We start from the raw sequence: 22,927 nt of genomic DNA on the forward strand, positions 1-22,927 counted from the left end.
CGCCGCGAAAAGTTGACGAAAGGGCCGGTTTCGCTCAATATAGATCTTGCCGCGTCCGTTTGCGGAAGCCCGCCCGCGGCAGCCTCGGGTATCGGGCTTTAGCGCGGATTCTCCGCGAAAGCTACATTAACTAAGATACCCGAACCTCCGCGCGATTGCTATTGATTTTCTGCGTGAAACTTTGTGTTTTTCCGCGCGGCGAACCGTAATCCACCCGGACGCATACAGAAAGAAGGTCGTTATAGATGGCATTGGACGGAATCGTCACACGCGCAATCGCCGACGAACTGGCATCGCTTCAAGGTGCCCGGATCGGCAAAATCCACCAACCTTCGGGCAGCGATATCATTTTCCAGATTCGCTCCCGCGCAGGCAACAAAAAACTGCTGTTGTCCGCCAGCCTGACGTATCCGCGGATTCAATTCACGGAACAATCGTACATGAATCCGCCGGAAGCGCCGATGTTCTGCATGCTGCTGCGCAAACACTGCGAAGGCGGCGTGATCGAGAAGATCGAACAGGTCGGCATGGAACGCATCCTGCATTTCTGGATCCGGCAGCGCGACGAAGTGGGCGACGTGTCGCTCAAAAAACTCGTGATCGAGCTGATGGGCCGCCACAGCAACATCATCCTGCTGGACGCCGCGACGGACGCCATCCTCGACGGCATCCACCACGTCACGCCGGCGATCAGCAGCTACCGCATCATCATGCCCGGTTTCCAATATCAGGAACCGCCGCAGCAGCACAAGCTCAATCCGCTGGAGACGGGCGAAGAATTGTTCAAGCAAAAATGGAACGAGAATGTCGTGGACACGCCCGTGAACCGGCTGGTCGAAGCGTATACCGGCCTCAGCCCGCTGATCGCCCAGGAAGTGCTGCACCGGGCGAACGGGTCCGGCGATGCGGACCATTCGGCAGCCGATCCGGACGTGTCCGCGATCTGGCAGGCGTTCGACGCCCTGATGACCGACGTGCGCGAAGGGCGCTTCGCTCCGTGCACCGGACTCAACGCGCGCGGCAAGCTGGTCTTCTCGGCTGTTCCGCTTACCCTGATCGTAGATGAGCGCCGCACATTCGATTCGATCAGCTTCTGCATGGAACATTATTACGGCGACAAAGCCGACCGCGACACGGTCAAGCAAAAAGTCGGCGACCTGATCAAGTTCCTGCAGAACGAGCGCGGCAAAAACGTCAAAAAGCTCGTTCACCTGGACAAAGACCTCGAAGAAGCGCAGGATGCCGAGCAGTACCGGATCAAGGGCGAACTGCTTTTCGCTTCGCTCCATCTGCTGAAAAAAGGCATGAAGGAAATCGAGGTAGTCAATTTCTACGACGAGGAACAGCGCGAGATTAAAATTGCGCTCGATCCGCTGATCAACCCGTCCGACAACGCCCAGCGCTATTTCAAAAAGTACAACAAATACAAAAACAGCCTGGTCGTTATCGACGAACAGATCAAGAAGACGCACGAAGAGATCGCCTACATGGACAGCCTGCTCCAGCAGCTGAACGACGCTTCGCTGCGCGACGTCGACGAGATCCGGGCGGAGCTGGCGGAACAGGGTTATGTCCGCAGCCGGGTTCCCCGCGGGGCCAAAAAGAAAAAAAAGAACGACAAACCGACGCTGCATCTGTACACGTCTTCGGAAGGCATCGAGATCTACGTCGGCAAAAACAATCTGCAAAACGAGTTCATCACGAACCGTCTGGCGCATTCCAGCGACACGTGGCTGCATACGAAAGACATTCCGGGTTCGCACGTCGTGATCCGCAGCGCCGAATACGGCGAAGCGACGCTAAACGAAGCGGCCCAGCTCGCCGCCTACTTCAGTCAGGCCAAACATTCCAGCAGCGTGCCGGTCGACACGACGCAGATCCGGCATGTGCGCAAGCCGAGCGGCTCCAAGCCCGGCTTCGTTATCTACGATCACCAGAAGACGCTGTTCGTCACGCCCGACGAAGACCTGATCAAGGCGCTGCCGAGCGCGGTCAAGAACGGCTGATTCGCGGCGCAGCTCGCGGCGGCGGGTGCCTGATCAAACAAGATTGTTATAAACCTGTATACGCCAAAAGCCGGCTTTCCCGCGAATGGGAAAGCCGGCTTTTTAACGCTGCTGCCGCAGGTCGGATCTGACCGGATCGAATCGGGGCGCGTCGAATCGGGTTGGGTCAAACCGGATCGGGGCGGGGCGCGTCGAATCCGATCGGACCAATCGGACCCGAATCCCGAACCGTTAACCGGATTCCGGCGCCGAAGCGGCGGCGCGCAGAGCCGCCACCCGGGCTTTTTCCACCGTATACCCGCCGAGTTCCCCGTGGAAGACTTTCCCCTGGCGAATCCCGTGGTAATCCGACCCGGCCGTCGTCAGCAGCCCGTACTCCGCAGCCAAGCGGCGGTAACGTTCTTCCGCTGCCGGATCATGGTCCGGGTGCCGGACTTCGATTCCGGCAGGCTTCGCTTCGGCGAGCACCTGCCGCACGAGCGCGTCGTCGCCGTACAGGCCCGGATGCGCGAGCACCGGCACGCCGCCCGCTTCCCGGATCCAAGCCGCGGCTTCGACCGGCGAGACGCGCGGCGGCGAGACATACGCCGCCGCGCCTTCCGCCAAATACTTGTCGAACGCGTCGCGCAGGTCGACGGCATAGCCTTTGCGCACGAGCACGTCCGCCATATGCGGGCGGCCCACGCTCTCGCCCGGCTGCAGCGGGCGCCCGCCGCGGTCTTTCACTTCCGCCAGCGTAATATCCACGCCGAGTTCGCGCAGCCGCTCCAGGATGCGGTCGTTGCGCACATCGCGCACGTCGCGCAGGCCGGCCAGGCGCTGCCGCAGCCGCGCGTCCGCCGGATCGAAGAAATAGCCGAGCATATGGATGTCCCGGCTGCCCGCGCGGGTGCTGATCTCCACGCCCGGCACGAAGTCGAGCCCGGCGCGCGCGGCCGCCTCCGCCGCTTCGCCAACGCCCGCGACGGTGTCGTGATCCGTCAGCGCGATCCCCGCCAGGCCGCGCCCGGCGGCAAGTCCGACAAGCTCCGACGGCGTATTCATCCCGTCGGACGACGTGCTGTGCATATGCAGGTCGTACCGTCCGTTTTCTTTTTCCGGATTCGTCATAACGTCCCGCTCCCTTCTCCGCTCTCGCCAAGCGTTCTTTCCCGCAAAAAATTCAAAAAAGCGACCGCCGCCAGCGGCAGCAGCGTCGATTTGAGCCGAACCGAATAAAACTGTCGTTTGAACGAGGCATTTTCGATCGGAACCGCATGCAGCAGGCCGAGCGCCAATTCATGCTTGACCGAAGACGGCGACAGCATCGTCAGGCCGAGTCCCGCTTCCACCGCCGATTTGACCGCTCCGGTGCTGCCCAGTTCCATGACCGTTTGCAGCGCCCGCGGGTCCATGCCTTTGGCTCTCCATTCGTCTTCCATCACCTGCCTTGTACCCGAGCCTTCTTCGCGCAGCACGAACGGGTAGGCCGACGCTTCTTCCAGCGTGACCGCCGGGCGGCCTTCGAGCGGGTGGCCGGCCGGCACGATCAGCCGAAGTTCGTCGTGCATGACCGATTCGCTGATGATATCGGGATGGACGACCGGCGCTTCGACCAGGCCGAAATTCAGCGTATGCCGGGCGATTTCATCCAAAATTTGCGTCGTGTTCATCACTTTGAGCGAGATCGCGATATGCGGGTGCTGGCGGCCGAACGGGACCAGCAGGGGCGGCAGCACGTATTCGCCGATCGTGTTGCTCGCTCCGAGCTGCAGCCGGCCTTCCAGCTTGTGCGTGAACCGCGTCATCTCGCTCTCCGTCTCGCGCATCAATTCGATGCTGCGCCGCGCGAACGGCAGCAGCATGCGGCCGGATTCGGTCAGCGCGATCTTTTTGGTGGAACGGTCGAGCAGCTTGGTGCCGAAATATTCTTCCAGCGTCTGGACCTGCATCGTCACCGCCGGCTGCGTCATATGCATCGCGACGGCCGCCGCGGAAAAACTGCCTTTTTCGGCGACGGTATGAAAAATATGAAGCTGGTGGAAATTAAGCGCCATCGGAATCCTCCTCGCAAAAAAAGCATGAAAATAAATTTCCATGCCAGGCTTTCTTCGTATTCGGTTGACGGCAGCGCCGCGCTTCGTGCCCGGGCGCGCTACCGTTTCTTGCGGTTGTTCTTCATCAACGTCATTCTTCGCGAATGCCGCAGCCACGAATAATACGATTTCAAATCGCGCAGTTCGATAGTTTCCGACATTCGGCCCAGAAAAGTCACCACGATCATCTTGTGCAGCGGTCCGCTTTCGACCGGATAAGGTCCGGTCAGCTCGCCGAATTCCGCCACCATGACGATGTCGTCGTCGATCAGGTAGACGTCTTCTTCTTTGCGATAATACGGAACGATCCGCCCGGTCTGGAGACATTCCCACAACCAGGCCGCAATCTCTTCCGCATCTTCATGCCCGCTGTCCACGCGATCGCCGTAGCGGCCTTTGGCATGATTCGTAATGACGATATCCGCCACCTTTTTGTCACCGAGAGCGATGAAAAAAGGTTCGTAAGTGCTCCATCGTTCCGTCGCCTTATCCCGCACCGTTTATCACTCTCCAGAGACTCGACTTGGTCTGTTTTGGACCTATCCGGCAAGCTTCGGCCTAACCGGGATTCAGGCAGCCGAAGAGTCGGCCGGATAGGCCGTAGGTCTTTATATCTATGTATATATACCCGGTATACTACATCATGCCTCTAATTTATACAAGCGATTCAAAAAAAGCCAATGAATCGGATACAAGCTTTGGGGACAAGCTATAGAAGAAGCGGCCCGATTGGGGCCGCTTTTTTCTTTTTGCCTGCGCGCGGAGCCGGTCGTCAGCTCGTCAACGCTTCGGAATCGGGAAGGTCCGTCTCCAGTTCTTCCGGAATCTTGCTGCCGTAATCCGTCTTGAGGTCCGTGCGATGCGATCTTTCGATCTTGCGCACGTAAGAGAGTCTCCGCATATGTTTGGCCGTCTCCTCCGCCCGGTCGGCGTTGAGGTAGACGACGGCGTAATGCATCCGGCGCGATACGTAATGGAGCGTTCCGTACTTCTCCAAGTTGCGTGCCGCTTTGAGGTCATTGACCCATACGATATAACCGATTCGTTCGGGAACCATCATGCTGCACCTTCTTTCTGTAAATAGACCGGTACCGCTTCTCAGCCGCAGCCGCACGAGCCGCCGCTTCCGCAGCCCGATTTCGGCAGCGGATTGTTGCCCGGCACCTTGATGCTCGAAGACACGGAATACGCGATCGTCTCCGACATTTCAAAGAGCAGATCGTCCAGCGCTTTTTCGGCGGCCTGGAACCGGGCTACGGCTTCGATCTCTTCCATCGCCCGCTCCACCTGTTCGACTTCTTCTTTTGCGGCGTGATAGTTCGGATGGAAATGCCCGAACCGCTGCGTTTCTTCGAACAGTTCTTTTCTGGCGTTCAACTCCACGATGAGCCGCCGCACTTCGGGATGCTCCTGCATCCGTTCGCGCCAATATAAATAATCAGCAACTTCGACGGAACCGTTGATCATATCGCCCAAATCATATGCGTTCATGAGCACGCGGGCCATGTCGACTGTCTCAATCTCCGATACGCTCATTAGGTCATCTCGCTTCTATACGCAAACTCTGCCCGTTCCCACCCGGGAAGGGCAGGTACGAATATCATAGCATAACGCCGTACAGGATGTAAGCCTTTAACAGAAGAGGATGAGTTACAAAAAGTCTCTCCCGAACTCGCCGAATCCGCCGCTTGTTTACGATTCGTCGGCCAGCGCCGATTCGGCCATTGCGATCAGCAGGGCAGCCGACGCTTTCATCGCCGATTCGTCGAAATCGAATTTCGGGTGATGATGCGGATACACGAATCCCTTTTCGGTATTGCCCGCTCCGACGAGCATGAAGCAGCCCGGACGCTCGCGCACGTAATAGGCGAAATCTTCGGCCGGCATGAGCGGAACCGCCTTTTCGACCGCAAAGCCCGGCAGCGCCGCGGGTGCGACCCGGAAAAACCGCTCCGCTTCGGACTCGTGGTTCACAAGGGCCGGATACCCGACCAAATAATCCACTTCCGCCGAAGCGCCGTATGTCTCGGCCACCTGCCGGCTCATGTCTTCGATCCGCCGGCGGATCAGCGCTCTCGTCGCTTCGTCGAACGTGCGCACCGTGCCGGTAATCCGGGTCTTCTCCGCCACGACGTTCTGCGCGAACCCGCCGTTGATCGTCCCGATGCTGAGCACCGCGGGCCGCAGCGGATCGACCGAACGGCTGACGACCGTCTGCAGCTGCATGACGAGCGCCGAAGCGGCGACGATGCTGTCCACCGTCTCGTGCGGCATGCCGCCGTGGCCGCCGCGTCCCGTAATGTCGATAAAAAATTCGTCTGTCGACGCCATCATCGGTCCTCCGGTCGAAGCGACCGTCCCGACCGGAAGCGGCGTCCACAGATGCACGCCGTATACCGCATCCACGCCGTCCAGCGCGCCGTGCTCGATCAGCGGCCTGGCGCCGCCCGGGCACACTTCCTCGGAAGCCTGGAACAGCAGCCGCACTTCCCCGCGCAGCGTCGCGCGGCGCTGCGCGAAATAGCGCGCGACGCCGAGCAGCGCCGCCGTGTGCCCGTCATGGCCGCAGGCGTGCATGACGCCGCTGCGCGTCGACGCGTAGACAGCGCCGCCTTCTTCTTCGATCGGCAGCGCGTCCATGTCCGCGCGCAGCGCCACGGTGCGCCCCGGCAGCGCGCCCCGCACCGTGCCGATCAGTCCGTGCCCGCCGAGATCGCGCCGGACTTCGATCCCGAACGCCTCCAGCTTGCCGGCGACGAAGTCCGCCGTTTCCTGTTCCTTATAAGACAATTCCGGATGGCGGTGCAGATGCCTGCGCCATTCCACCATCTCCGCGAATCCGTGTTCCACCGTTTCGTTCATCTTTTCAGGTCCTTTCCGTGTGGCCTCAAGCTCGCCCGTTTATAAATGGGGACCGCCTGCTTGCCGCGGCCTGTTCGTCATTGTAGCAAAAAACAAAAGCGAAGCCCATCGTTATGAGAGGTCTTGCACCTCCCTTTCAAAGCGACTATGATGAAAGATGAAGTTTTGATGCCTGTTCGAACACCGCAGCCGGCCTTGCGCCTTGCCCGACTCTTTGCACACATAAACGGCGCTCTTGCAGCGTCCGCCGAAGGATTGAACTTACATGAGCACAGTAAAAAAGAATGGGACAAGCCGTACCGGCACCAAGACGCAGACAAGATCGCCCAAAGCGCCGCCCGATTTTCAACTTTTGATCCTGACCCTGATCCTGACCGGCTTCGGCCTGCTGATGGTCTTCAGCGCCAGTTCCAGCTTTACGCTGCTGGGCAGTAAATTCGACAACGATCCGTTTTATTTTGCGCTGCCCCAGTTTCAATACGCGCTGCTCGGCATCGTCGTCATGCTGGTCGTCATGAATATCCCGTACAAAAATTTCAAGCGATTGTTCGTTCCGCTGTTTCTGCTGACCTTCCTGCTGCTGATCGTCGTGCTGTTCACGCCCGCGATCAACGGTGCTCACAGTTGGATCAGGATTGGCCCGCTCACGCTTCAGCCGACCGAACTGGCGAAGATCAGCACGATTCTGTATCTGGCGGCGCTCATCTCCAAAAAAGGCGACCGTTTCCGCGACCTGCGTTCCGGCTTCATGCCGGTCATCGTCATCGTCGCGGTCATCGCCGGACTCGTCATGCTGCAGCCGGACCTGGGCTCCTGCCTCGTGCTCGTCTCCGCCTGCATGCTCGTCATTTATGCCGGCGGGGCCAGCGTCAAGCATCTGCTCGGATCGGCGCTGATCCTCGTCACGGTGCTCGCGCTGTTCCTCGGCGGACGGGAGCTGCTGACACCCAAAAGCGCGGATGAAGCCAGCGCAAGCTCCAGCTACAAAGCCGACCGGATCGAAGCTTACCTCGATCCGTTCGCCGATCCGAAAGGGTCGACGCAGAACCTGCTGAACTCGCTGATTGCGATCGGCGAAGGCGGGGCGACCGGCGCGGGCTACGGACAAAGCGTGCAGAAATTGTCCTACCTGTCCAACCCGCACAACGACTTCATTTTCGCCATTATCGGCGAAGAATTCGGCTTTATCGGCACGGCCGCGTTCCTGCTGCTCTACCTCTACTTCCTGTGGAGAGGACTGCTCATTTCGCTGCGCTGCCCGGACATTTTCGGCACGCTGACCGGCGTCGGCATCGTCGGGCTGATCGGTATCCAGGCATTCGTCAATATCGGCGGCGTCACGAACACGATTCCGCTGACCGGCGTCACGCTGCCTTTTATCAGCCACGGCGGCACGTCGCTGCTGATCACGCTGTTCAGCATGGGCATCCTGCTCAGCATCTCGCGCGATTCCAAAAAAGCCGCGCCGGCCGTCAAAGGACAGACCACCGAGACGGTCAGCGTATCGGAACGCCGCCCGGCATTGTACCGTTCCCGCTGATGCGCGAAGGCCAAGTTGCCGCACGACAAAAAAGGTTCTCCCGGTATGTCCGGGAGAACCTTTTTGCGTGCGGCGCGGCGGAGCGGCCGCGTGCGCCGCAGCTCGCTTTATCGAATGCGGGACGGCTCTTCGATCGAAATGTCGTCTTTGAAGGCGACGCCTTCGACTTTGACATTGACTTCGATCACTTTCAGGCCGGTCATGTTCTCCACCGCTTCGCGCACGTTTTGCTGCAGCATGCGGCAGACTTCGTGAATCGGCGTCTCGTACAGCACGATAATGCGCAGGTCGATCGCCGTCTCCAGCTGGCCGACTTCGACGATGACGCCTTTTTGCACGTTTTTCCCGCTCAGACGCTTGGCCCAGCCTTCCGACAATCCGCCGGACATCGCAGCGATTCCCGGCGTTTCGAGCGCGGCCATTCCCGCTATCTTGGCTACGACCTCGTTTGCGATTCGTACATTCCCATTGTCCAGTTGAACTTGTTCGGACATGACCATCCCTCCTTACTTCATACCTCTATTTTAAGGGCTAACCCCCTTGCAGCGCAAATGCCGATTTTGTCTTTTTTTCGCTCCGTGATCGGTAAATCGTTTCAAGGATGCCCGAAGTGGCGTATATTGAGAATGGACTTCTTATCTTCATCTTTACATAACTGAACGAATGAAGCCGAATTTCTCAACGGAGGCCTGATCGTATGAAAAAAATGCTGTCCCCCATCCTCTTGATCGTCACGTTCCTGCTCAGCGCGGCCGGACATCTGCTGCATTGGAATTCGACGCTCGAGTTCGTGCTGTCCGCGATCTCGGTCATTTTCGTGGCCGGATTTCTCGGACGTGCCACCGAAAGCGTCGCCCATTATGCCGGGCAGAGGCTCGGCGGCTTCCTGAACGCGACGTTCGGCAACGCGGCCGAATTGATCATCGCCATCCTGCTCGTCAAAGAAGGATTGTTCGACATGGTCAAAGCGAGCCTGACCGGCTCGATCATCGGCAACCTGCTGCTCGTGCTGGGACTCAGCCTGTTCGCGGGCGGCGTGAAGTTCAAGGTGCAGCGCTTCAACGTGCCGCTTGCGGGCATGAACGGATCGTTGATGATCGTAGCCGTGATCGCGCTGTTCGTGCCGGCCGTGTTCCTCAACACCCATTCGATCGAAGGACTCCAGATCAATACGCTGAGCCTGATCGTGGCCGGCATCCTGATCGCCGCCTACATCGCCTGGCTCGTGTTCTCGATGATCACGCACAAAGAGTATCTGTCCGAACCTTCGGAAGCGCCTGCCGCTTCGGCTTCCACGGTCGGAAGCGGCATTCCGGCAGGCAGCGTCCAGGCTGTTCCGGCTTCCGCGCCGCATGCGGGTGAGCCTGACGAACACGCGCCGGCCTGGTCGAAAAACCGTTCCATTTTGTACCTCGTTATCGCGACCGTCATGGTGGCATTCGTCAGCGAATGGCTCGTCGGCACGCTTGAGACGTTCACGACGCAGTTCGGGCTGAGCGAATTGTTCGTCGGCGCGTTCGTCGTGGCGATCGTTGGCAACGCCGCCGAACACAGCGCCGCGATCATGCTTGCGATGAAGAACAAGATCGGCACTTCGGTCGAAATCGCTGTCGGCAGCAGCCTGCAAATCTCGCTGTTCGTCGCGCCGGTACTGATCTTTATCAGCTTCTTCATGGGCGGCCTGAGCGGCACGATGAATATCGTGTTCTCGACGATCGAGATCGTCGCGATCGCCGTATCCGTGTTCGTCGCCAAGTCCATCATTCAGGACGGCGAGACGAACTGGTACGAAGGCCTGCTGCTGATCGCCGTGTATATTATTCTCGGCGTATCGTTCTTCATGGTCCATTAAGCACTTGGCGCAAGAACTTGACAGAACGCAAAAAAAAAGCGCGTACGGAGCGAAAACTCCGTGCGCGCTTTTGTTATGTCGAAGCCCGAAAAAGGCGGCAGGTCCGCTATTCCTTGTTGTTCAGGGCTTCGTAGAGAACGGCCAAATTGCGTTCCAGCTTGCTTACGATCTGCTTGCCTTCGGACTCGCCGACGAGGCCCGCCCGAATCGCAAAATCGACTTGTCTGGAAAACCCGTACATTTGCGTATCCAGCACTTCCTCATAGAGAGGACAGTAGCGGGTCGCCAGATTCTCCATCTGTACTTCTATCAACTTCTCGATTTTATCTGCATCTTCTTGAAGAAGATTGGCTGCCTTGATTTGAAATTGCTCTTGCACATCAGATGAAGTCATATTTTCTCCCCCCTATGCCTGAAAGTGTGGCCGGCGTTTCTACTCTAATATTAGACGAATTTAAAAGGTAATACAAGAAGCGGCTAACAAAATGTAAACGAGCACGCGGAAAAGCACCGCATCCGTTAGGAAGTGCGGTGCCCGGCTTGTCGCTCGCTTGAATTATTCCGGAGCGATAACGACGTTCAGTCCGTGTCTCTCGAACACTTCGATCATTGCCGCCTTGGCTTCTTCGGCGTCGGGTCCGATCACGTGAAGCTCATACTGTTGGTTGCTCACGAGAGTCGTGAACAGTCCCAGGATGCTCTTCACGTCGATGTACTTGTTCTCTGCCTGCAGAACGATCGAAGAAGAGAAGCGGGATGCGGTCTGCGCGATTTCGACAACTGCTGCGTTGTTCTTGGCCATTTGTATCCCTCCGTCCAAATCTGAATGAATGCTTGGTTCTCACATGTCTCATGATAACTTGTATCCGCTTTCTTATCAACCGTTTTCCGTACTTTTGAAACTTACTTCAAATTTTCAGGATTAAGGCATTCCAGTTCCGGCACGACGAAGATGCCGTCTTTGCGGATCAAACGGTCGTCGAAGTAAATTTCGCCGCCGCCGTACTCCGGCCGCTGGATCAGCACGAGATCCCAATGGATCGACGAACGGTTGCCGTTGTCGGCCACTTCGTACGCTTGTCCCGGCGTGAAATGCAGGCTGCCCGCGATTTTCTCGTCGAACAGCGTGTCCTTCATCGGGGTCAGAATATACGGATTGAATCCGATCGCGAACTCGCCGATATGGCGCGCCCCTTCGTCCGAGTCGAGAATGTTGTTCAGCTTGTCCGTATCGTTCGCGGTCGCTTCGACGATGCGGCCGTTCTCGAAGCGGAACGTGACGTTCTCGAACGTGATGCCATTATAGACGCTGGCCGCGTTATAGGCAATCATTCCATTGACGGAATTCCGTACCGGCGCCGTATAGACTTCGCCGTCCGGAATATTCGCCGTGCCGGAACATTTGATCGCGGGGATATTCTCGATCGAGAAGCTCAGGTCGGTGCCCGGCCCGACGATGCGGACGTTCGACGTCTCGTTCATGAGCTTCTGCAGAGAATCCTGCGCGCGGTCCATTTTGGCGTAATCGAGGTTGCATACGTCGAAGTAGAAGTCTTCGAACGCCTGCGTGCTCATATTGGCCAACTGGGCCATGCTGGCGCTCGGATAACGCATGACGACCCACTTGGTTCGCTTGACGCGCTGCTCGCTGTGGACCGGATGGTTGTAGAGCGCGTTGTACATCTTCATCTTCTCTTCCGGCACGTCCGCCAATTCGTTGACGTTTTCGCCCGAGCGGATTCCGATATAGCCCTGCATCTGCTTCATCCGGTTCAGGTCCGTGTCCGCCCACGTGCGGATCATCTCTTCGGTCGCGTTCATGAGCAGCGTGCGCTGCACCCTTTTGTCCGTCAACTGCACGAACGGGTTGCCGCCCAAAGCGCTGATCTCTTCGACCACGGCCTGAAGCAGGTCGCGTTCGGGGCCGATCATCTCGACCAGGATGTTCTCTCCGGGCTGGACGTTGACGGAATAGCCCGCCAGCGTTTTCGCCAATTTCTGTACTCTAGGATCACGCATGATGTCTGTTCCTCCCGCGGATCGGGGACGGGCGTAGCGCCCGCGGCCCCGCTTGAATTGAACGACGGTCAACAAAAAGCGCCGCCGATAGCTCTCCCATTGTAGCACTTCCCCCGCTTGAAGTCATCGCGCTCCTCCGAGTTCCGGCACAAAAAAAAGCCCCGAACGGCGGCAGCCGTACGGGACACTTTCGTGCATGGAGCCGGAAGCTTCATTCGGCCACGGCGGTGCGAATCCGATTGCGGCCGCTGTTCTTCGCTTGATACAACGCCATGTCCGCCCGGTAGAACAGCGACTCGACGCTGATCGTCGCATCTTCGCGCGCCCATTCGGCGACGCCGCAAGATACGGTCACGCCAGGCCGGGTCTCTTCTTCCACCGTACAGCGAATCCGCTCGGCTACGATCAGCGCTTCTTCGAGCGCCGTCTCGGGGAAGTACACGGCGAGTTCCTCGCCTCCCCAACGCGCCGACACGTCTGTCTCGCGGATCGAATGCACGACGATGCCGCTCACCTGCTGGAGAATGGAATCGCCGATCTGGTGACCGTACGTATCGTTCACCTGCTTGAAGCGGTCGATATCGATTACGAGCAGCGAACCTTTGGACCCTTCGAGCTGATGCGCATGAATGCGCTCGTCCAGATGCCGCCGCACGTGCAGGCCGGTCAGCGCGTCGCGGTTCGCCATGCGCTGAAGCTCGGCATGCAGCGTCGCGTTGCTCACGGCAAGGCCGATATGCGTCGACAGCATTTGCAGCAGCTTGAAATTTTCGTACGAAAAATAATGGTGTTCCCGCTGGGCCAGCAGCACCGCGCCCATCGCTTTGCCGTTGGAGATCAGCGGAGCGGCGATCATCGAACGCGCTTCGGCCAGCTCCATGAAGCGCGACGGCATGTCCGATTCCAAGTAGTCCGAGACGATCAGCGGTTCCTGGGTGCGCAGCACCGTGCCCCCGAATCCGTAATCCCGGCTGAACGAAGCGCCTTCAAGCTCGGGCAGACTGCAGGCCACGACGTCGAAGCGCTGCTCCGCCGGATTGTCCTTGATGATGCAGCAGTACTGCGCACGGAAAATGCCGACCAATTCCTGGATAGCAAAAGAAAACACGTCGCTGAGCTGAAGATTCTGGTTGAGCCGCTTGGTCAGTTCGTTGATCAGCAGCAGTTCCCGGATGAGCAGATTCGACTGTTCGTACAGCTTGGCGTTCTCGAACGCTTTGCCCGCGGTGTCCGCGATCATGCCAAGCAGGCGCGTATCGAGCCGGTCGGGCGGGAAATCGAGCGTAAAATGAAACACGCCGTAAATGCCCTGATGCCCGGCGAGCGGAAGCGCCGCTTCGATCCGTTCCGGATGGTCGGGCGCGGGAATGCGGGCCACTTCCACGCTGCCTTTCATGAACGCTTTGGTGCAAATGTCGGAGTCGTGCTGATTGAGCAAAAACGCCTGCAGCTGCGGATTCGAACTCTGGTAATCCTGGGTCATGAGCAGCTTGCAGCGGGCGGCGGGATGCAGAACGAGCACGATGCGCAGCAGTTCCTCCAGCACGCCGTCGACGTTAAATTTGTCGTACAGCCTGCGAACCATGCGAAACAGTGCCGAATCCCCGCCAAGCTCCGACGCTCCGGCCTGCCGCGTGTACAGCGTGTCATAGATGAACGAATACTCCAGCCGCTGGTAAAAGCACGTCCGAAAATGGGCAGCCGCCATTTCGACGACCCGCAGCATGCCGGCGGCTTCGTTTTGCGGTACCGCGCAGCCGAGCACGGCGAACACTTCGCCGCCGCTGCGCGTAAACACCGGAACGGCAAAACAGGCTTGTTCCCGCATATAGGCGCCTTGATGGCGATCGCCGGACACCTGCACCGGTTCCCGGCGCGCAAGCGACATCCAGCCGGCATGCTCCGATTGTTCCTTGAGACGGAGGATCAGCTCGGGACTGCCCGCGGCCGCTTCGCCTTCGTGACTGAACAAAAACCATTCCGCTCCCGGCGCCGATCCGGCGCTCTGGGCCTGCCATTCGGCAAAACTTTCTTTGAGCAAAGGTTCTATATAAGGGAAATCGGCCGTGCCTATATCCACGGACTGAATCCAGAACGACTGGTCGCCGCGGGATACGACGGGAAACAGCGCTTCTCCGACCTCGTCGCGCCGAATTTCTTCCACCGGGTTCTTCCCTGCGTGCTCGGACATAATTTCTCTCCTTTGCCGAAAACAATACCTGCCGCATTGCAAAGCCCGGGTTCCGCAAACCGAATACGTAGCGCATGCAAAAGCCGGGCTTATTCGCTTCTTCCAAATACCTTCCTCCTATACTACTCTTTTCGCCCCAGTTTTGCATCCTATTTTTCTTGAATTTCCGCCTTTTATTGGGTCTTTCGGCTCAAGCCTTTTTTTGTTTGAAAATTATGTGGATTTATTTGCTTTTTAAGCTTGACGGGTAAAGAGTTATCCTTTAGAATTTAGTGATGTATGAACGCCGGATACCTACGTATCCGGGTGTAACGGTGCGTCACCCTCACGCGTTTTGTTGCTATCGGGACAGCGGCTGAACTCTCCCGATATGAGTACGTTGATTCGTTTCTCTCTATATAGAGAAGAACGTCTCCGGCCTGCGTACGCGAAACAAAATACGGCGCACACGGTTCCCCGGCCATTACACATGACAAAGGAGTTTTTCCAATATGGCACGTTATACAGGCCCAAAATTCAAACTCAGCCGCCGCCTCGGTATTTCCCTGAGCGGTAACGGCAAAGATCTCAAGCGCAACTTCCCTCCGGGTCAGCACGGCGCTAACCAACGCAGAAAACAAAGCAACTACGGCATGCAGCTCCAAGAAAAGCAAAAGCTGCGCCACATGTACGGCCTGGGCGAGAAGCAGTTCCGTACGCTGTTCGCAAAAGCACAAAAAATGCAAGGCATCGCCGGCGAGAACTTCATGTTCCTGCTGGAAAGCCGTCTGGACAACCTCGTGTACCGTCTGGGCTTCGCCAACTCCCGCGCAGGCGCGCGTCAGCTGGTTGCTCACGGCCACGTAACGGTTAACGGCAAAAAAGTCGACATCGCGTCTTACGCGGTAAGCCTCGGCGACGTAATCGGTCTTCGCGAGAAAAGCCGCGGTATGGCTTCGATCAAAGAAGCTGTCGAAAACCGTTCGCACCTCGTTGCTTACGTCGAGTACAACGAAGCCGCTCAAGAAGGCAAATACATCCGTTTGCCTGAGCGTGCCGAACTGTCGCAAGAAATCGACGAGAAGCAAATCGTCGAATTCTACAACCGTTAATCGGAAGTCCGGCCCCAATACCCGCAAGCTTTGCAGCTTGCGGGTATTTTTTTATGCGCAAGTCGATGTTCGTCCCCTGTTCCCCCGGCCGCAGCACCTCCTCTTCCCTGGCCCTCCTCCCCATTTTTTGTGCTGTTTTTCTTGTTTTTATGCTATAATAAGCCCTGTTCAAAGGAGGAAGATACGCCAATGGCAGACGAAAACAAAATGCCCGAAAATAAACCTTCCGTCAAGAAAAGATCGTTTTTCCGCAAAACGCTGACCTTTTTCAAGTGGGTCGTCATTCTCGGATTTGCGATCGTTTTGTTTGGCGGAGGCGCGGCAGCGGGGTATGTGACCTCCATTCTCAAAGACGAGCCTGTTCGCTCCCGAGCTTCGATCGAACAAGCCATCGACGAGAACGCCATCACGGGCTTCGCTTATTTCCGGGACAGCGCCCCGATCGGCCAGCTGCGTACCGACGAAGACCGCAGACCGGTCGTGTACGAACAGATTCCGCAGACCGCGATCGACGCGCTGGTCTCGATCGAAGACAAAAGTTTCTATGAACATCCCGGTATCGATACCAAAAGCACGCTGCGTGCGGTCAAGCAAAAATTGCTGAACGAGTCGGTGCAAACCGGCGGCAGTACGCTGACGCAGCAGCTCGCGCGGCGCGTGTTTTTGAGTCTCGACAAAACGAACGACCGCAAGATCAAGGAAATCCTGCTCTCCCTGCGGATGGAACGTTTCCTGTCCAAAGAAGAGATCATGACGGCTTACCTGAACAAGATGCCGTTCGGCAAAGGGTCCGCCGGCTACAATCTGTTCGGCATCAAGGCGGCGGCCAAAGGCATCTTCGGCCTCAGCGATCCGTCGCAGCTGAATCTGGCCCAGGCCGCTTACCTGTCGGGTCTGCCGCAGCTGCCGACGACGTATTCCGCTTTTGACAGCCGGGGCGGATTCAACGAAAAAGGGTTCAATAACGCCGTCAGCCGCCAGCATCGGGTACTGTCGAACATGCTGGAAGACGGCAAGATCACCCAGGGCGAATACGACGAAGCGCTCGCTTTCGATCTGCAGGGCTCGCTGTCGGGCAAAATGCCGAAAGCGTACGCGACGTATCCGTACCTGATGGCCGAAGTCGAACGCGAAGCGACGAAGATCATCATGACGCTGCAAAATCCGGGCGGGGACGCTTCGTCGGGCGAGAGCAGTTCTTCCTACGAGACGGCGAACCAACTGCTGCTGACCGGAGGCTACCGCGTCTACACGACGATCGACAAAGACATCTACAAAACGATGCGCGGCGTGGCGGAGAATCCGGCCAACTTCGGCGCCGCCGATCCGGGCGGGCTGCCGCAGCAGCTCGCGGCCAGCCTCGTCGACCAGAAGACCGGCGCGGTGCTCGGCATGATCGAAGGCCGCAGCTTCGACACGCTGGAGATGAACCTCTCCACGCAGATGAAGCGGCAGCCGGGTTCGGCGATGAAGCCGATCGCGGCTTATCTGCCGGCGCTCGACAACGGCACGATCCAGCCGGCGAGCGTCGTCGACGACGCGCCGATCATTTTGGCGACCGGCTCGACGTTCCATATTCCGAAAAACGCCAACGGACGGTATCAGGGACTGGTTACGGCGCGTTATGCGCTGAACCAATCGCTGAACACGATCGCGCTCAAGCTGTTCAACGAAAAGGTCGGCATCAAAGACGCGTGGGCTTTCGCCAAGAAGCTGGGCATCACCACGATCGCCGACAGCGATTATAAAGCGCAGACCGGCGTGCTCGGCGGCATGAGCCAGGGCGTCACGGTCAAGGAAATGACCGGGGCCTATGCCGCGATCGGCAACGGCGGCGAATTCAATCCGACGTACATGATCGAGAAGATCGTCGACTCCAAAGGCAATATCGTCTACAAGCATCAGGTCAATCCGGATCGGGTCTTCTCCAAGCAGACGGCTTATCTGATGACCGACATGCTGGAGAGCGTCGTCAGCGACGGCACGGGCGACGCTTCGAACGGAAGCATTCCCGAGCTGTTCAATTCGTACGGAGAGATCGCCGTAGCCGGCAAAACGGGTTCGACCCAGGATTACGGCGACGTCTGGTTCATGGGCTACACGCCCGACCTGGCGCTCGGCGTCTGGGCCGGTTACAACCAGCCGGTCAATACGATGAACGACGACAAAGGCCGTGCCCGAATTCTATGGGCGACGATTATGAACGAAGTCAACGCGCGCAAGCCGGAGCTGTTCCCGACCAAAACGTTCGCGGAACCGGAAGGGATCGTCACCCAGACCGTATCCGGCTTCAGCGGCAAGCTCCCGACCGAATTGACGGTACAGTCGGGCAAGCTGGTCACGGACATTTTCAACGAAAAATTTGTGCCGACCGATTACGACGACGGTCTCGTCCAGGCCAAATATATTATCTATAACGGCGTCAACTACGTGCCGCACGCGGAAACGCCGGACGACATGGTGCTGGACAAAGTGACCGTTAACCGCGAGAAGCCGATCAACGAGCTGATTCTTGAGCTGCAGAACGCGCTCTCCAAGATGAGCAACGGCCAATCGCTCGATTATTACATTCCCGCGGATGCGGGCGTCGACATGCCCAAAGAAGTGGACCCGCGAACGGACGACGGCTATGCTCCTTCCGCTCCCGTCAACGTCTGGATGGACAACTCCGGCACGGAGATCGCGTTCACCGCGAATCCGGAAAACGACGTCGTCGGCTACCGGTTGTACAGCTCCTGGGACGGCGGAAGTTCGTTCCAGCGCGCAGGCAGCGTTCGCACGGGCGAATTCCTGCAATTCCGCATCTCGCCAAGCTCCGCCACGCATTACGTGACGGCCGTCGACGTCTCGGGCAACGAATCGTCGCCGAGCCGGATCGTCGGAGCGGCCGTCCAGGCGCCGCCGCCCGTGAACGATACGCCGGACCCGGTGCCTAGCGTGCCGGAAGAAGGCGCAGCGGTCGAAGGCATCGTCGTGCCAAACGACGTGATCGAAGAACCGGCGGCCGAGACGCCGGAAGAGCCGATCGAAGAAGAACAGCCGATCGGCGAACTCGGAGACGGCACGGCCGAGCCGGAAGCACCGCCGGAAGCGCCGGCCGAAGCCGAGACGCCGCCTGCGGAAGCCGAGCAGCCGGAAGTGCCGGCCGCCGTTACGCCGCCGGTAGAACCGCGCCAGCTTCAAGGCAACGGTTCGGCCAGTGGAGCAAGGCTCGGTTGGCAGAAGTCGGAAGGCGCGACTTCCTACACCGTGTATTACAGCACGTCGGCCGGAGGCCCTTACAACGTAATCGGAACGACGGCTTCGGCTTCGTTCTCGTATACGCTGGAGGCGCCGTACGCGGCATGGTTCAAAGTGTCGGCTTCCAATGAAGCCGGCGAATCGGCCCAGTCCGCGGCCGTGAGCGTGGCCAGTCCGTAACGGACCGGCTGCGATTGCCCGGCCGCAGGAGCAAGCTTCACTCCTGCTCCCTTTCCCTTCATATGAATACCAAACGAACGCAAAAACACGAACGCAAAAACCCCCGGATACCGCAGCAGCGGTATCCGGGGGTTTTGTTATGCGCGTTGCAGCCGGCGCCTGCCGGCCGCAAGGCGGCTCACTGTCTTATTCGCTCGCTATCTCTCGTCCAATCGAATCGCTACCTCTTCCGCCCGCCAGCCGATCTTGTCCGCCGCATTAAGCCTCGTCCCAACGTTCGAGGATGCCGGCCGCGATCGCGAACGAACGGGCCGAAGCGGTCCGGGTGAACTCGGCGAAGCTTGCGGGCGCTTCGCCGTTGGCCCGATCGGACATCGAACGCAGAATGACGTGCGGCAGGTCGTTCATACGGCAGACCTGGCCGACCGCCGCCCCTTCCATTTCGGTGCAGAGTCCGCCGAAGTCATCGCGCAGACGCCGGACGTCGTCGCGATCCGCGATAAAGCGGTCGCCCGAGAGCACCCGCCCTACCCGGAAGGAAGCGCCTTCCGCCCGGCACGATCGTTCGGCCAGCTCGATCAACCGGCGGTCGGCCGGAAAGATCGATTCGGCGTGAAACGGAATCTCGCCCGGCGCATAGCCAAGCGGCGACACATCCATATCGTGCTGCCGGCTGTCGGCAGACACGACGATGTCGCCGATCCGGAGTTCCGGATGCAGCGCCCCCGCCACCCCGGTAAAGATCAGCGCCTGCACGCGAAACTCGCTGATCAGGATCTGCGCGGCGGCCGCGGCGTTGACTTTGCCGACTCCGCTGCGGCAGACGACGACGTGCCGGCCGCGGAACATGCCTTCCGTATACATAATGCCCGCCGCCTTCCGGCTGCGGGCATGCTGCATTTCGTCAAGCAGAAGCCTGATTTCTTCGTCCATCGCGCCCATCAGGGCGATCGGACGGATCGTGTTGTCCATCGGCGCCTAGTCGTTCAAGCGGGCGACGGACAGACGGAGAATCGTTTCGTGCGGCAGAATGACCTGCGCGTTTTCGACGTTCTCTTTTTTCATCAGCTTCGTCAGCAGGCGCATCGCGACCGCGCCGATATCGTACATCGGCTGGGCGACGGTCGTCAGCTGCGGGCGAACCATCGAAGCCATACGGATATTGTCCACGCTGATGATCGAGAAGTCGTCCGGCACTTTATAGCCTTCGTCCTGCACGCTGTGGATCGCGCCGATCGCCATCTCGTCCGTTGCGGCGAAGATTGCGCTCGGTTTGCGTTTGAGGCCGAGGAAATATTTCATCGCTTCCACGCCCGATTCGTACCGGTAGTTGCCGATGCGGACCAGATCTTCCTGGTACTCGATACCCGCTGTTTCCAGCGCGCGTTTGTATCCCTGGAAGCGCGAGTAACCGTTGGCCGGATCCTGCAGCGTGCCGCTGATCATCGCGATTTCGCGGTGCCCGTGACGGACCAGCGTGCTGACCGCGTCGAACGCCGCCGCTTCGTGGTCGATGTCGACAGCCGGAATCGTACCGTTTTCATCTTTGGTTGCGCAAAGAACGATCGGAACCGAAGCCGTCTGGAAAGCCTGGACATGATCTTCGGTAATCGTTCCGCCCATGAACAGCAGGCCGTCGACCTGTTTCTCCAGCAGCGTGTTGATGACGCGAATCTCTTTGTCTTTTTTCTTATCGGCGTTGCACAAAATGATATTGTAATGGTACATGTTGGCGATATCTTCGATGCCGCGCGCGATCTCGGCGAAAATCGAATTGGAAATATCGGGAATGACTACCCCGACCGTCGTCGTCTTCTTGCTTGCAAGGCCGCGTGCAACCGCATTCGGACGATAGCCCAAACGTTCGATCGCTTCGTAGACTTTCTTGCGGGTCTGCGGCTTTACGTTCGGGTTGTTGTTTACGACCCGCGAAACCGTGGCCATCGATACGCCTGCTTCGCGTGCCACATCATAAATAGTTACCGTCACATCTGTTCTCTCCATTGCCAGTAAATTTTTCAATCATGTTTCAATGAATTACATTCAAGCTTTCATTAGTACCATGATACGATAAATTTGCTTAGTGCGCAATGTTAACGCTTCACTTTTTTCCAAAAAAGGCGGCTGTCCTAGGACAGCGCCTCCTGCAAAGCGGAAGAAGTGATGCGGGAATGCGAAACGTTCCAAACCGCCCGGCCTTCCTTGAGCAAAATCGCCTGCGGCGACGCATGCTCCACCCCGAGGCGGTCCGCGGCTTCAAGCGATACCGGACGGTCTTCCACGACATGGATCAGCGCGTAGGAAGCGTCCGGATTCGGCGAACCTTTCAAATAGCTCTGCGCTTGCGCATAGGCTCCGGCACTGATCGGGCAGCGCGTGCTATGCTTGAACAGCAGCACCGGCTTCTCCTGCGACTCGCGAATAACGGCTTCCAGCTGCTCGCTGGTCGTGATCTGGTTAAAAGTAGGCATGATGATGCGGTCTCCTCCCGGTTCTGCGAATCTGGGCACCTGTCATTGTCCATACAAGTGTCAATTTTCAGTGTATCAATAGGGTAAATCGAAGTCAAAAGTGCTCAAAACATACCGCTTCCTTCAAGCCGGCGAAAAACGCAGCTCCTGTCCGTCTACGACCACTTTCTCCGTCAGTTGGGCCAGACTGCATTCGATCTCCGTCATCCAAGACCGGTCTCCGACTCCCGCCGCGCAGCGGTACAAATCCAGCAGTGCGTTGATCCGGAGCATACACGTTTCCGTGATCTCCGCCTTGAACGCGTCTTTGGTATCCACTTCGCTGCACGTAAAGATCGTATACACGATATGGGCCAGCTCGTTAAAATCCGTGTAGTCCAATCCGTAACGGTCCCCGTCCAGCGGCAGGCTCTCCAGCAGCGTGGTCAGGTCGCGCTTCACCCAGTGCAGCACTTCTTCGTGTTCGCATTTCGGGCAGATCAGAACGGGCACGTTGTCAATGCTGACATGCTGTTTGTAATCGACGAGTCGAAAATCCAGGTCGTATCTTTGTCCGCATCCGCAATGCTCCAGCATCCAACAATCCCTCCACCTTGGATATAATATTCGCCGTATTCCGGCGTAAAAAGCCTGCCCATGCGCGGTAGGCGGCAAAAGAAAGGCTTCTGCAAATAGATTCGCTGCGCGTCACGCAAATTCCTGCTTGTTTTCCAAAATAATTAAGCGCTTTCAAAAAAACGTTTTACGTTTTTTTTCTCCGTTTTGCGGCTGACCTTCCGTCCTGTTACAATGAAAGAGGTTATTGGACCGCATAGACCCTTACGGAAAGGATCGGTGAATCTCCATGCGTCTTGAAGGAAAAAAAGTGATCGCTTTGGTCGACGAAGAATTCGAAGATCTGGAATTGTGGGTGCCCGTTTACCGGGTACGCGAAGAAGGAGCCGAAGTTCATCTGGCCGGCGCGGAAAAAGGCAAAACGTATATCGGCAAATACGGCGTCCCCGCCGAAGCGGAATACGGCTTCGACGAGTTGGACAGCGCCGATTACGACGGCATTCTTGTGCCGGGCGGTTGGGCGCCGGACAAGCTCCGCCGTTATCCGAAAGTGCTCCAGCTCGTTCGGGAGATGCACGAAGCCAAAAAGCCGATCGGACAAATCTGTCACGCCGGTTGGGTGCTGATCTCGGCCAAAATTCTGGACGGCGTGACGGTCACGTCGACGCCGGGCATTCGCGACGATATGGAGAATGCCGGCGCAATCTGGCAAGACGAGCCGGTCGTCGTCGACGGCCATATTATCTCGGCCCGCAGACCGCCGGATCTGCCGCCTTACGGCCTCGCGTTCTGCGACGCGCTGGCGAATTCGGCAGCCGGGAACTGAGCGGCGCCTCGTTCTGTTC

21 protein-coding genes are annotated in these 22,927 nt (G+C 58.2%); 6 read left to right on the forward strand and 15 right to left on the reverse strand.

The features are described 5' to 3' along the window. Positions 1-245: 245 nt before the first annotated feature. A complete protein-coding gene (locus FTE24_RS13255) occupies positions 246-2,006 on the forward strand; it encodes an Rqc2 family fibronectin-binding protein (protein WP_150230038.1) in 1,761 nt (586 codons plus the stop codon). 231 nt (positions 2,007-2,237) lie between these two features. On the opposite strand, the gene FTE24_RS13260 is transcribed toward FTE24_RS13255, so the two are convergent. The 6 genes from FTE24_RS13260 to FTE24_RS13285 form a co-directional block, all read right to left on the reverse strand. Further along, the gene (locus FTE24_RS13260) at positions 2,238-3,116 is read right to left on the reverse strand and encodes a PHP domain-containing protein (RefSeq protein ID WP_150230040.1); all 879 of its coding nucleotides are present in this window, start codon (positions 3,114-3,116) and stop codon (positions 2,238-2,240) included. After that, on the reverse strand, positions 3,113-4,042 hold the full coding sequence (locus FTE24_RS13265; protein ID WP_150230042.1) for a LysR family transcriptional regulator: 930 nt from the start codon (positions 4,040-4,042) through the stop codon (positions 3,113-3,115). The genes FTE24_RS13260 and FTE24_RS13265 overlap by 4 nt, the downstream gene beginning before the upstream one ends. 98 nt (positions 4,043-4,140) lie before the next feature. Continuing rightward, complete coding sequence (locus FTE24_RS13270; RefSeq protein ID WP_150230044.1) at positions 4,141-4,578, reverse strand: hypothetical protein; 438 nt, start codon at positions 4,576-4,578, stop codon at positions 4,141-4,143. 275 nt (positions 4,579-4,853) lie between these two features. Next, positions 4,854-5,138: a YlbG family protein gene (locus FTE24_RS13275; protein WP_141450282.1), complete on the reverse strand. Its 285-nt coding sequence runs from the start codon at positions 5,136-5,138 to the stop codon at positions 4,854-4,856. Positions 5,139-5,179: 41 nt separating this feature from the next. Continuing rightward, positions 5,180-5,617, reverse strand: coding sequence for a YlbF family regulator (locus FTE24_RS13280; protein ID WP_141446132.1), 438 nt, complete (start codon positions 5,615-5,617; stop codon positions 5,180-5,182). Between the two features lie 156 nt (positions 5,618-5,773). Further along, entirely contained in the window at positions 5,774-6,943 is a 1,170-nt protein-coding gene (locus FTE24_RS13285) for an amidohydrolase (protein WP_150230046.1), read from the reverse strand. A 265-nt stretch (positions 6,944-7,208) separates the two neighbouring features. Between FTE24_RS13285 and ftsW the strand changes: the two genes are divergently transcribed. Continuing rightward, the gene (gene ftsW, locus FTE24_RS13290) at positions 7,209-8,483 is read left to right on the forward strand and encodes a putative lipid II flippase FtsW (protein ID WP_150230048.1); all 1,275 of its coding nucleotides are present in this window, start codon (positions 7,209-7,211) and stop codon (positions 8,481-8,483) included. 107 nt (positions 8,484-8,590) lie between these two features. On the opposite strand, the gene FTE24_RS13295 is transcribed toward ftsW, so the two are convergent. Further along, the gene (locus FTE24_RS13295) at positions 8,591-8,977 is read right to left on the reverse strand and encodes an Asp23/Gls24 family envelope stress response protein (protein WP_141446135.1); all 387 of its coding nucleotides are present in this window, start codon (positions 8,975-8,977) and stop codon (positions 8,591-8,593) included. 203 nt (positions 8,978-9,180) lie between these two features. Between FTE24_RS13295 and cax the strand changes: the two genes are divergently transcribed. Continuing rightward, positions 9,181-10,335 (forward strand): calcium/proton exchanger, encoded by a 1,155-nt coding sequence (gene cax, locus FTE24_RS13300; protein ID WP_150230050.1) that lies wholly within the window; start codon positions 9,181-9,183, stop codon positions 10,333-10,335. A 106-nt stretch (positions 10,336-10,441) separates the two neighbouring features. On the opposite strand, the gene FTE24_RS13305 is transcribed toward cax, so the two are convergent. From FTE24_RS13305 to FTE24_RS13320, 4 genes are all read right to left on the reverse strand, one after another. Continuing rightward, positions 10,442-10,729 (reverse strand): YlaN family protein, encoded by a 288-nt coding sequence (locus FTE24_RS13305; protein ID WP_037289645.1) that lies wholly within the window; start codon positions 10,727-10,729, stop codon positions 10,442-10,444. A gap of 162 nt (positions 10,730-10,891) precedes the next feature. Next, positions 10,892-11,137 carry an HPr family phosphocarrier protein gene (locus FTE24_RS13310; protein ID WP_141446137.1) on the reverse strand — a complete coding sequence of 82 codons (246 nt, stop codon included), beginning with the start codon at positions 11,135-11,137 and terminating at the stop codon, positions 10,892-10,894. Positions 11,138-11,238: 101 nt separating this feature from the next. After that, on the reverse strand, positions 11,239-12,354 hold the full coding sequence (locus FTE24_RS13315; RefSeq protein ID WP_150230052.1) for an aminopeptidase: 1,116 nt from the start codon (positions 12,352-12,354) through the stop codon (positions 11,239-11,241). Positions 12,355-12,565: 211 nt separating this feature from the next. Beyond that, complete coding sequence (locus FTE24_RS13320; protein WP_150230054.1) at positions 12,566-14,545, reverse strand: sensor domain-containing diguanylate cyclase; 1,980 nt, start codon at positions 14,543-14,545, stop codon at positions 12,566-12,568. A 491-nt stretch (positions 14,546-15,036) separates the two neighbouring features. Between FTE24_RS13320 and rpsD the strand changes: the two genes are divergently transcribed. Together rpsD and FTE24_RS13330 are read left to right on the forward strand one after the other, a co-directional pair. Beyond that, the gene (gene rpsD / locus FTE24_RS13325; RefSeq protein WP_141446140.1) at positions 15,037-15,636 is read left to right on the forward strand and encodes a 30S ribosomal protein S4; all 600 of its coding nucleotides are present in this window, start codon (positions 15,037-15,039) and stop codon (positions 15,634-15,636) included. Between the two features lie 189 nt (positions 15,637-15,825). Further along, positions 15,826-19,056 (forward strand): penicillin-binding protein 1A, encoded by a 3,231-nt coding sequence (locus FTE24_RS13330; RefSeq protein ID WP_150230056.1) that lies wholly within the window; start codon positions 15,826-15,828, stop codon positions 19,054-19,056. Positions 19,057-19,314: 258 nt separating this feature from the next. On the opposite strand, the gene FTE24_RS13335 is transcribed toward FTE24_RS13330, so the two are convergent. The 4 genes from FTE24_RS13335 to FTE24_RS13350 all read right to left on the reverse strand — a co-directional run bounded on the left by FTE24_RS13335 (position 19,315) and on the right by FTE24_RS13350 (position 22,103). Next, the gene (locus FTE24_RS13335; protein WP_150230059.1) at positions 19,315-20,028 is read right to left on the reverse strand and encodes a 5'-methylthioadenosine/adenosylhomocysteine nucleosidase; all 714 of its coding nucleotides are present in this window, start codon (positions 20,026-20,028) and stop codon (positions 19,315-19,317) included. Between the two features lie 6 nt (positions 20,029-20,034). Next, positions 20,035-21,045: a catabolite control protein A gene (gene ccpA, locus FTE24_RS13340; protein ID WP_141446143.1), complete on the reverse strand. Its 1,011-nt coding sequence runs from the start codon at positions 21,043-21,045 to the stop codon at positions 20,035-20,037. Positions 21,046-21,185: 140 nt separating this feature from the next. Beyond that, the gene (ytxJ, locus tag FTE24_RS13345) at positions 21,186-21,527 is read right to left on the reverse strand and encodes a bacillithiol system redox-active protein YtxJ (RefSeq protein WP_150230061.1); all 342 of its coding nucleotides are present in this window, start codon (positions 21,525-21,527) and stop codon (positions 21,186-21,188) included. 123 nt (positions 21,528-21,650) lie between these two features. Then, on the reverse strand, positions 21,651-22,103 hold the full coding sequence (locus FTE24_RS13350) for a hypothetical protein (RefSeq protein ID WP_150230064.1): 453 nt from the start codon (positions 22,101-22,103) through the stop codon (positions 21,651-21,653). A gap of 268 nt (positions 22,104-22,371) precedes the next feature. Between FTE24_RS13350 and FTE24_RS13355 the strand changes: the two genes are divergently transcribed. Next, positions 22,372-22,908 (forward strand): type 1 glutamine amidotransferase domain-containing protein, encoded by a 537-nt coding sequence (locus FTE24_RS13355; RefSeq protein ID WP_150230067.1) that lies wholly within the window; start codon positions 22,372-22,374, stop codon positions 22,906-22,908. Positions 22,909-22,927 lie beyond the last annotated feature (19 nt).

It is taken from the genome of Saccharibacillus sp. WB 17, assembly GCF_008634075.2.
GTDB classification, from domain to species: Bacteria; Bacillota; Bacilli; order Paenibacillales; family Paenibacillaceae; genus Saccharibacillus; species Saccharibacillus brassicae.